General features: G+C 40.7%; 8 protein-coding genes. 4 read left to right on the top strand and 4 right to left on the bottom strand.

Annotated elements, in window-relative coordinates; all coding sequences use genetic code 11:
• The first annotated feature begins 135 nt into the window (after positions 1-135).
• On the top strand, positions 136-1,014 hold the full coding sequence (gene era / locus B2O97_RS16900) for a GTPase Era (protein WP_070570335.1): 879 nt from the start codon (positions 136-138) through the stop codon (positions 1,012-1,014).
• A 73-nt stretch (positions 1,015-1,087) separates the two neighbouring features.
• Here era and uvrC read toward each other — a convergent pair whose 3' ends face one another.
• The 4 genes from uvrC to B2O97_RS16880 all read right to left on the bottom strand — a co-directional run bounded on the left by uvrC (position 1,088) and on the right by B2O97_RS16880 (position 7,112).
• A complete protein-coding gene (uvrC, locus tag B2O97_RS16895; protein WP_115046553.1) occupies positions 1,088-2,887 on the bottom strand; it encodes an excinuclease ABC subunit UvrC in 1,800 nt (599 codons plus the stop codon).
• 93 nt (positions 2,888-2,980) lie between these two features.
• A complete protein-coding gene (locus tag B2O97_RS16890) occupies positions 2,981-5,251 on the bottom strand; it encodes a penicillin-binding protein 1A (RefSeq protein ID WP_286767728.1) in 2,271 nt (756 codons plus the stop codon).
• 240 nt (positions 5,252-5,491) lie between these two features.
• On the bottom strand, positions 5,492-5,971 hold the full coding sequence (gene ispF / locus B2O97_RS16885; RefSeq protein ID WP_070570337.1) for a 2-C-methyl-D-erythritol 2,4-cyclodiphosphate synthase: 480 nt from the start codon (positions 5,969-5,971) through the stop codon (positions 5,492-5,494).
• A gap of 322 nt (positions 5,972-6,293) precedes the next feature.
• Positions 6,294-7,112: a glycogen/starch synthase gene (locus B2O97_RS16880; protein ID WP_070570107.1), complete on the bottom strand. Its 819-nt coding sequence runs from the start codon at positions 7,110-7,112 to the stop codon at positions 6,294-6,296.
• Positions 7,113-7,260: 148 nt separating this feature from the next.
• On the opposite strand from B2O97_RS16880, the gene panC reads away from it, so the two are divergent.
• The 3 genes from panC to B2O97_RS16865 all read left to right on the top strand — a co-directional run bounded on the left by panC (position 7,261) and on the right by B2O97_RS16865 (position 8,999).
• Positions 7,261-8,121, top strand: coding sequence for a pantoate--beta-alanine ligase (panC, locus tag B2O97_RS16875; protein ID WP_112374937.1), 861 nt, complete (start codon positions 7,261-7,263; stop codon positions 8,119-8,121).
• A 44-nt stretch (positions 8,122-8,165) separates the two neighbouring features.
• Positions 8,166-8,516 carry an aspartate 1-decarboxylase gene (gene panD / locus B2O97_RS16870; protein WP_070570112.1) on the top strand — a complete coding sequence of 117 codons (351 nt, stop codon included), beginning with the start codon at positions 8,166-8,168 and terminating at the stop codon, positions 8,514-8,516.
• Between the two features lie 120 nt (positions 8,517-8,636).
• The gene (locus tag B2O97_RS16865; protein ID WP_070570114.1) at positions 8,637-8,999 is read left to right on the top strand and encodes a hypothetical protein; all 363 of its coding nucleotides are present in this window, start codon (positions 8,637-8,639) and stop codon (positions 8,997-8,999) included.
• Positions 9,000-9,085: the final 86 nt, after the last annotated feature.

Here is a 9,085-nt window from a genome sequence, read left to right as displayed (position 1 = left end):
ACCAACTGCTCCACCCCGCAATATATTTTTGAACAAAATTGCTTTTTTCTTTTGAAAAAACAAGATTATGATCCTTCCGAATTGGAGTACAAAGATATATTTTGTTTCTTTGTAATCCTAATAAAATTTAGAAAAATGTCACACAAAGCAGGATTCGTAAGTATCATCGGAAAGCCAAATGCTGGTAAGTCCACCCTAATGAACGCTTTAGTGGGTGAAAAAATGTCTATCATTACACCCAAAGCGCAAACGACAAGACACCGCATTATCGGTATTGTAAACGATGAAGACCATCAAATTGTGTTTTCGGACACCCCTGGTGTCATCAAACCAAACTATTCTTTGCAAGAATCAATGATGAATTTTGTCCAAGGATCGTTGATCGATGCAGACATTATTTTATTTGTGACAGATATCCACGAAAAATACGATGAGAACGATGTCCTGGAGAAATTGCGTAAAACAAATTCCCCTGTTGCCGTGCTTATCAACAAAATTGATAAATCTTCGGAAGAAGAGGTCAAGGCTAAGATTGAATTTTGGCAGGAAAAATTAAATCCAGATACCGTTTTTGCAATTTCAGCAAAATTAAATCATAATGTCGCCGCCGTGATGCACTACATCAAGGACAAGTTACCGATTCACGAAGCCTATTATGAGAAAGATGAGCTAACGGATAAATCCATGCGTTTCTTCGTCTCTGAGATGATCCGTGAAAAAGTATTCAAACTATACGATAAGGAAATCCCCTACAGTACAGAGGTAATCGTCACATCATACAAAGAAGAAGCAAATATCACACGTATTGCTGCCGAAATTATTGTAGAGCGCGACTCTCAAAAAAATATTATCATCGGAAAAGCAGGCGCCATGATCAAAAAAGTCGGTACCTATGCCCGCCAGGATATCGAAGAGTTTATCGATGGAAAAGTATTCCTCGAACTTTTTGTTAAGGTGATTCCTGACTGGAGAAGTAAAAAGAACTACCTTAAACGTTTTGGTTACGATGATTAATTCGCTTTGAAAAGTTCGTACGGAGACCTTTTTTACCGACCTCGAATGCACGAACTATTCTTCTTTTAAATTTTTACGTTGCAAAATATTCACGAAGTGCTTTAATCTGTTTCAGATTAAGCACTTTTTTTAGCTCTTCATCGGAGGCTTCCTTCACTTTTTTTACCGATTTAAACTCAGTTAATACTTTCTCAACCGTTGTTTTTCCAATACCCGGAACATTTTCCAGCTCTGAAACGAAGGTTTTGCGGCTCCGTTGATTTCTGTGGAAGGTGATTCCGAAGCGGTGTGCTTCATCCCGTAGATGTTGAATGACCTTGAGGGTTTCAGACTTCTTATCCAAATAAAGTGGGTACTGATCACCCGGATAGAAAAGCTCCTCAAGTCTTTTGGCAATGCCGATGACCGTGACTTTCCGTTCTATCCCCAACAAGCGCAGACTCTTTAAGGCTGCGCCCAGCTGCCCTTTTCCCCCATCGATAATGATCAATTGCGGCAAAGGCTGATCTTCATCCAATAATCGCCTATAGCGTCTAAAAACAGCCTCCTCCATCGTGGCAAAATCATTGGGCCCCTCCACGGTTTTCACATTAAAATGGCGGTAATCTTTCTTCGAAGGTTTTGCATCCTTAAAGACAACAATAGCCGATACGGGATAATTCCCCTGAATATTCGAGTTATCGAAACATTCAATATGTTGCGGGAGCACATTCATGCGCAAATCTTTTTGCATCTGCTTTAAGATGCGCTCCGTCCGAATATCCGGATTAAGCTTTTCATATTGCAACAGACGCTCTTTTCTAAAAAATGCCACATTCTTTTGGGAAAGCTCCAGCAATTTTTTCTTTTCGCCCAACTTCGGAATCGTAAATCGAATCCGTTCGTTCTCTTCAATATCCAATTCAAAAGGTACGATAATTTCCCGCGAGAGGCTTTTGAAGCGCTCCCGAATCTCCGGTATCGCCAAGGCCAAAAGCTCCTGTTCACTCTCGTCCAAACGCCTTTTCATTTCGAGGGTTTGTGTCTGAATAATAACACCATTCATGACTTTCAGGTAATTGACAAAAGCGTAACCCTCGTCTGAAGCAATACTAAATACATCCACATTGGTAATGGATGAGTTGACCACCGTCGACTTGCTCTGGTAATTGTCCAGCTTATCCAACTTCGCCTTCATTAACTGTGCCCTTTCAAAATCCAAAGCCGCTGCTGCTGTCCCAATACTTTCCTTTAAACGATTGGTCACCACAGCAATCTTTCCGTTCAGAATATCCTTGATATCACTCAGGTTCTGGTCGTAGTCGTCTTCGGACTGGTACCCTTCACAGGGCCCCTTACAATTTCCAATTTGATATTCAAGACAGATCTTAAACTTGCCTTTCCGTATGTTTTCCTGTGTGAGAGCCAAATTGCAGGTACGTAGGGGAAACAATTCACGGATCAGATCCAGTACAATATGCATCATCCCCACCGAAGGATAGGGGCCATAATAACGAGACCCATCCTTGATATATTGTCTGGTCCAAAAAACCCGCGGAAAAGGTTCGTTCTTGATGACAATCCATGGATAGGTTTTATCATCCTTCAACAGAACATTATACTTGGGCTTGTGTTTCTTGATTAATGAATTCTCAAGCAACCAAGCATCAATCTCTGTATCAACTATAGTAAAAGATATACGGTTGATCTTGCGAACCAAAACACGGGTTTTGCCATTCAGCTGATTTTCATTCACGAAATACGAACCGACCCGATTACGCAGATCCTTCGCTTTACCGATATAGATCAGCTCACTATTTTTATCAAAATACTGATAGACTCCCGGTCGATGTGGTATCTTTTTTAATTCTTCTCTATAATCAAATACGTCCATTACGTTCCAATATCAAACATGTTCAGCAAAAAGGCCAGACAACAAATCTCGAAAAAATTTATTATCTGGCCCAATGGTATTCGTTAAAATAACTTAGAAACCTAAGCGATCATCTTTTAGTTTAGTCGCATCTTTTCCGCTTGAATCCGTAGATCCATCTTCGACATCGGAGCCACCACCGCCCCAATACTGATTACAGTCAATGACACGGGTAAGCCCACCCTGCGGTTGCTCAAAATCGCCCTTGGTATACTTCAAATTTGAATCTTTATACACTTTCTGCATGTAGTAAGCGAATACTGGCATCGCTGCTGCAGCCCCCTGTCCGTACTCCATCCTGTCGAAACTAATGCCTCGATCTTCTGCACCAGTCCAAACACCCGTAACCAGTTCCGGTGTGATACCAATAAACCAGGCATCTGAGTTATCGTTGGTTGTACCTGTTTTACCACCAATTGGATTGGTGAGCTTATACATCCATTGAATACGTCTCGCCGTACCTTGGGATACCACTTTTTTCAACATATCAACAATAATATAAGCAGATTCACTATTTAGGGCTTTTACGACCTTTGGTGCTTTATCATAGATCGGTGTACCATTTTTATCTTCAATACGTAAGATCGCAGTTGGCTCAATCCAGGTTCCTTGATTCACAAATGCCGAATAAGCCCCCACCATATCAAAGACCGACGCTTCATAAGCACCTAATGAGATCGATGGATAATTAGGCACATCACTTGTTATACCCATCCGTTTAGTCAATGCGGCCACTTCTGCAGCACCAACTTCGTGTACCAAATAGGCCGTCGCATAGTTTTGCGAATAAGCCAATGCCTTCGCTAAAGTAATCGGGTTCCCACCTTGTGCATTTCCTCTTGGCGTCCACCCATTATAGGTTTGTTGGTAATTGGGAATACTGTAACATGGTGAATAACCGTTGTCAATCGCCACCGCGTACGTAAATGGTTTCGCCGTCGATCCGACCTGACGCGTACCCATTTTTACCTGATCATATTTGAAGTGGTCAAAATCAATACCACCAACCCAAGCTTTGATGTGTCCGGTCTTCGGCTCCATAGACATCATCGCATTGCGCAACATGAGTTTATTGTACTTAATGGAATCCATTGGCGTCATTATCGTATCAACACTTCCCTTCCACGTAAAAATATTCATCGGAACCTTGACATTGAAAGCCTTTTTGATTGCGTCTTCATTCAAGCCCTCTTCTTTCAAAATACGGTAACGGTCAGAGCGCTTCATTCCACTCATGAGCAGTTTGGCTTTGTCGCCTTTAAAAGGATCCCTATTTTTCCATTGTGCGGAAAATTTAGACTGCAATTGCTTCATCCATTCTTTTTGCGAATCCTCTGCATATTGCTGCATCGACATATTGATCGTCGTATAGATTTTCAATCCATCACGATCGAGGTCATACGGCGTACCATCTGGTTTGGTGATGGACAATTTTGCGAATTCTTTTTTGATTTCATCCTTTAATACCGCTCTAAAATAGGGTGCCAAACCTTCACCGTAATTTGCAATCTTCAGTTCTAAACCAAGTGGTTTCTCCTTCGCTTTGGTAGCTTCCTCTGCCGAAATAAAATTAGCGGCAACCATATTGTTCAATACTGTATTACGGCGCGTACGTGATTTTTCGGGGTACCGCACAGGAGAATATGCTCCCGGGCCTTTAAGCATTCCTACCAAAAGGGCTGCTTGTTCCGCCGTCAGTTTATCCGGAGTCGTATTGAAATAAGTCCGCGCAGCGGATTTGATTCCGTAGGTATTATAAGCACCAAAGTCTACCGTATTAAAATACATGGTAATAATCTCATCTTTGGTATAATTTCTTTCCAAACGAACAGCGGTAATCCATTCCTGAAATTTTTGGATGACACGCTTTAGAAAATTCTTTTGCCGTCCATCCGAAAATAGATTCAGAGCCAGCTGCTGTGTAATGGTACTCCCCCCCTGTTTGTTACCTGTCAAGGTGTGAAAGATAACTGTAAATGTCCGTGAGTAGTCTATCCCGGAGTGATCATAAAAGCGTTTATCCTCTGTAGAAACCAATGCTTTGACCAAATAAGGTGACAATTCACTATACTTTACATTGGAACGGTTTTGGACATAATACGTTCCCAATACCTTATGATCTTCCGTGATAACTTCAGACGCTAAATTACTTTTGGGGTTTTCCAAATCACTGAAGGAGGGTAATTTTCCAAATAGGCCAAGACGTATACTCAATATAAAGAGAAAACCTATCGAGACAATCCCGACGATAATTTTCCAAAAATTGAACGTATACCGCTTGACATCAGCCTCAGTAAGTTGATTTTTTTTTGATACTCGTTTCATCTATTTACTAAATTTCAAACGTAAATATTATTCATTGTAAAGACCGCAATGGAGAGACCATTTTTCCAACCGCAGTTGCATTTTGCAAACTTGGATAGGGCATCATTTTGATCTTTAAAGACTTGAATTAAGACATTAATGCACACTCTATCAGATAGTGTGCCAAGAATCCCTACTTTGGCAAAGGTATTACTAATTGGGCCAAAAGCAAGAATTTAAACGTGAAAATATTGTGGCGAACTACGCGCGTTCAATCAAGCAAACCGCATAGGCAACCACCCCTTCCTGACGACCGATAAATCCCATTGTTTCATTTGTTGTTGCTTTAATAGAGATGTCATCGATATCCAAACCCGTTGCTTCAGCCAGTTTAACCTTCATTTGTGGAATGTAGGGTTTTATCTTAGGAGCTTCCAGGCACAGCATCGCATCAATATTGCCAAGCGTATATCCCTTCGCAGCAATCAGCGCCATACATTCTTTTAACAACAATAAGCTACTAATGCCTTTCCAGCGCATATCTGTATTTGGAAAGTGGTAGCCAATATCTTCTAAATTGGCAGCGCCCAAAATGGCATCACATATCGCATGGACCAACACATCGGCATCAGAATGCCCAAAGGCACCAGCATGATGCTCCAATTGCACTCCACCAACAATAAATGGATGACCTTCTTTCATCTGATGGACATCAAATCCAAATCCTACCTTAATTTTCATGACACGAATTATATACAATAAAATACAGCCAATGTATGCTATTTGATAACCTAACCTATGAGGTATAGATCAAAACCGATTCATCTTCGCTGAGATTCCCTGGTATGAACATCTAAAATCATTGACAGATTACTGCGAAGATAGCAATTCGCAGCTATATTTATTGCGACAAAAGGTTTCTGGCAGGTAGCGCAACGAAAATCATTGAAATAACGGTTCGACCAGAAGAAAAAGAGTCGCATAAAAAAAAGGCTATCCTTGAGAATAGCCTTTTTCTATATTATTGTCTGTTTGTTTTTCGAAACGCTTCGAAAGGTAAAGCTTAAGCTTCTACTTCTTCTGGCGCAAACTGATCATATACTTCTCCAAAAGCATCGTAGTCCTGATCGCCATTAGGCTCAAAAACCTGAATATCTTTTGATCGAGCAAAATCAACTATTTCCGTGTTGACATTTTCGTCAGCGACAACCACCATATCGGTAAAATGCAAAGCACCTTTGTAGATCGCCTCATAACTACCATCGCCGTACACCTGCGCATCCGCAGCCTTAAAGGAGCCCTCGGGCGCCATTTCAGCATACTTTGTACCTAATGTACCTTTAAATTCTTCATTGAACAAAGAGTACATCACTTTTGCATCCTTGAATGTAGGATCGTCTTTATACGTTGTCTTCACGTAAGCCGGTACCAAAGCAGAGAACCATCCATGACAGTGTACTACATCAGGGGACCAACCTAATTTCTTCACAGTTTCCAATGCTCCTTTACAGAAGAACACCGAACGCTCATTATTGTCTGCAAAGAATTCGCCATGCTCATCACTAAAAACTTTTTTACGCTGAAAGTAGTCTTCATTATCCAAGAAATATACCTGCATACGGGCCGCAGGTAATGAAGCAACTTTAATAATTAGCGGATTATCATTATTATCCACAACAATGTTCAAGCCTGAAAGACGAATAACCTCATGTAATCTATTTCGACGCTCATTGATATTCCCAAAACGCGGCATTAAGATCCGGATCTCAAAACCCTTTTCTTGCATCGCTTGCGGAAGTTGACGTGTAATTTCAGAAATTTTAGTTAATTCGAGGAAAGGCGACATCTCGTGAGTAATAAACAATATCTTCGTTTTTGCCATCTCCAGTTATTTTTATTTATTATTTTCGAACAGTAAAATCGGTCTACAAAGGTACGAAAAAAATACTTACTATGCAATTTACTATTAATCATCGTTTTATATTCCCAAAATATTATGCACCTTTGCCAACAAAAAACTAAATAGCAAAGTGGAAATTTTCAAAACGAAAGCATCTCTCCAAGCATACCTGCAAGAAGCCCGATCAACAGGTCAAAAAATCGCCCTAATCCCTACGATGGGCGCTTTACATGAAGGACATTTATCCCTATTAAATTATGCAAAACCGATCAGTGATATTCGTGTTTGCAGCATTTTTGTAAACCCCACACAATTTAACGATCCGAAAGATCTCGAAAAATATCCACGGCCCATTGAAAACGACATCAGATTACTGGAATCCGTTGATTGCGACATTCTTTTCTTACCAAGTGTTGATGAGATGTACCCCGATAAAAATGAGGCCTGGCATCTCGATCTTGGCGAACTGGACCAAATTTGGGAAGGTGAAAGACGCCCCGGCCATTTCCAAGGAGTCACGCAGGTGGTCTATAAATTATTTACATTGGTACAACCGGATATTGCTTGTTTCGGGCAGAAAGATTTTCAGCAGGTCATGGTTATTAAACGCATGATAGCCATGAAGGATCTCGCGATTCAATTGGCGATATGTCCTATCATTAGAGACCAAGACGGCCTAGCACTGAGCTCTAGAAACGCGCGCTTAAGTGAAGCTGGAAAAAGAACAGCTTTGGCACTCTCCCGTTCTCTGCAATTCGTAAAAGATCATATACATGACCCTATCCCACTAGCGGAAATAAAAGACAAAGCCCTGCAGATTTTAACAGACACCGATGGGCTTAGCGTTGAATACTTTGCGCTATGTGAAAGTTCAACGTTAAAAGAAGTCAACCACATCGATTTCAGCAAGCAGCATGTCGCACTTGTCACTGGCTGGGTTGAAGGTGTCCGTTTGATTGATAATATGATTCTGAATAATTTGTCAAATTAATTGACAAATCTTTCAAATTCAGCAGAAAGCCCTACCTTTGCGCCATGGTAATAGAAGTAATGAAATCCAAGATTCACCGCGTTAAAGTCACACAAGCGGAATTGAATTATGTGGGTAGTATCACAATAGATGAAGATTTGATGGATGCCGCAAATATCATCGCTAACGAGAAAGTTCAAATCGTAAACAACAATAATGGAGCCCGTCTTGAAACATACGTCATCCCAGGTCAACGTGGATCAGGTATTATCTGTTTGAATGGTGCTGCGGCTCGCCTGGTTCAAGTTGGCGATATCGTCATCATTATTTCCTACGCGAACATGGACTTTGAAGAAGCTAAGCAGTTTAAACCTTCCGTTGTATTTCCAGACGACAACAATCATCTGATTAAATAATCAGGAAGCAAGTTAAGCTTAGCACATAGAAACTTTATAATTTTTTAATGAGTGGATCACGAATACTCACAAAATAAAATCGTATTTTTGAAGCGTTACCCTAAAAAGTAGCGCTTTTTTATGTACCGAAAAACAACAAAATCCCCACGTCAGCTTATCGCATTATGCCAATTGGTATTAATGTCGCTGATTATTATTTCGGGTGTTGTTTTTATGCACAAGGAGGTAAAATCAACCGGTGAAATTGTCATGCACACCCACCCTTATGATTTTACAAAAAAACAAAAGCCGCAAGAAACAGATGACCAGATCGAATACCTCAATGTCATCTATCACAATACCTACGTACAAACCGAATTTACCGTCCTTGAACTTCCTATTCCGCGTGAAGTAAAAGAAGAGCATTATAATTCATTTTGTCCGGAGGCGATCACCACAACGATCGATCATTACCACTTACGTGGTCCCCCCAGCTTAGCATAAACCAAAAATCAAAGATTTCGAGGGCCTGTCCCTAGTTCCATAACGATCAAACGAACTTGGTGCAAACAAGTAAGAGATTACGTATG

This window comes from Sphingobacterium sp. UBA865 (genome assembly GCF_002295765.1).
Lineage (GTDB): Bacteria > Bacteroidota > Bacteroidia > Sphingobacteriales > Sphingobacteriaceae > Sphingobacterium > Sphingobacterium multivorum.
The sequence above is the reverse complement of the archived record's forward strand: the minus strand, read 5'-3'. Positions and strand labels throughout refer to the sequence as shown.

Bases quoted from the DNA above. Each gene is read 5' to 3' on its own strand.
- era (WP_070570335.1), top strand. From the start codon at position 136: ATGTCACACAAAGCAGGATTCGTAAGTATCATCGGAAAGCCAAATGCT.
- uvrC (WP_115046553.1), bottom strand. From the start codon at position 2,887: ATGGACGTATTTGATTATAGAGAAGAATTAAAAAAGATACCACATCGA.
- B2O97_RS16890 (WP_286767728.1), bottom strand. From the start codon at position 5,251: ATGAAACGAGTATCAAAAAAAAATCAACTTACTGAGGCTGATGTCAAG.
- ispF (WP_070570337.1), bottom strand. From the start codon at position 5,971: ATGAAAATTAAGGTAGGATTTGGATTTGATGTCCATCAGATGAAAGAA.
- B2O97_RS16880 (WP_070570107.1), bottom strand. From the start codon at position 7,112: ATGGCAAAAACGAAGATATTGTTTATTACTCACGAGATGTCGCCTTTC.
- panD (WP_070570112.1), top strand. From the start codon at position 8,166: ATGGTAATAGAAGTAATGAAATCCAAGATTCACCGCGTTAAAGTCACA.
- B2O97_RS16865 (WP_070570114.1), top strand. From the start codon at position 8,637: ATGTACCGAAAAACAACAAAATCCCCACGTCAGCTTATCGCATTATGC.